The organism is Streptomyces sp. S6, assembly GCF_054880855.1.
The window spans coordinates 1-1,035 of sequence record NZ_JBTYMC010000674.1 but is presented as its reverse complement, the minus strand read 5'-3'; the positions used below and the strand labels follow the sequence as shown (position 1 = coordinate 1,035).

Annotated in this window: 1 protein-coding gene; it reads right to left on the bottom strand. The window is 71.7% G+C overall.

Features of this window, described 5'->3' with window-relative positions:
- Positions 1–18 precede the first annotated feature (18 nt).
- On the bottom strand, positions 19–1,035 hold a 1,017-nt coding region (locus ACVNF4_RS36345; RefSeq protein WP_461807080.1), incomplete at its 5' end, for a transposase.

The window sequence follows — 1,035 nt, the reverse complement described above, 5'->3', positions numbered from 1 at the left end:
TGATGCTCCTATTGCCTGTCAAGCGGCTTGGAGCCAGTTGCGGTAGGTGTGGGCGAGGTCGTCGTCTCGGCGGATTCCGCGTTCGAGGGCGGAGATGGCGGTCGGCCAGAGTCCGAAGTGTCGGGCTGCGGCGGTGACGGTGATGTTCTTGGACTGGCGCAGAGGTCTCAGGTCGGCGATGTGGGGGGCGGTGACCGTGGTGGTCAGGCAGCGGAACACCTCCCGGGCGATGGCCCGTTTCAGGAGCCGGATGATCTCCTTCTTCGTCCGTCCGGCGGCGGTCTGACGCGTGACGTAGTCGCGGGTGCGGGTGTCGCTGGACATGCGGACCAGGGCGATGCGGTAGAGGGCTGCGTTGGCCTGCCGGTCGCCGCCCCGTGAGAGGCGGTGGCGGTTGGTCCGGCCGCTGGAGGCGGGGACCGGTGCGGCTCCGCAGAGGGCTGCGAAGGACGCTTCGGTCCGCATGCGTTCGGGGTTGCCTCCGGCGGTGACCAGCAGCTGGGCCGCGGTGTCGGGGCCGACTCCGTAGGCGGCCCGCAGGCCGGGATTGTGGACGGTGACCTCCTCGTCCAGGGCCCGCGTGAGTGCCTCGTGCTCGGCGGTCAGCTCTTTGACACGTCGGGCGAGGCTTCTGAGCGCGGTGAGGACCGCGGTGTGGACGGCGTCCCCGGAGGGCCGCAGCCGGGCCAGGGTGTCGGTGCGGTCCGTTCCTTTGAGTCGGCCGTACTTGGTGCGGATGGTGTCGGGGGCGGTGATGAGGAGGTGGCCGATCTGGTTCAGGGCGGCGGTGCGGGCCTTGACGGCGGAGCGGGCGGCGTTGTGCAGGGCGCGTATGCCGGCGACGGTGTCGTCCTTGGGCGCGCCGCAGGCCCGTCCGGACAGGGCGGCGCGGGCGGCGGCGTAGGCGTCGATGGGGTCGGACTTGCCGACGCGGCGGCGTTCGGCCCGGTCGGGCCGGTTGACCTCCACGATGTGAAGGCCCGCAGAGCGGGCGGCCCGGGTGAAGCCGGCTCCGTAGGAGGACGTGCCTTCCAC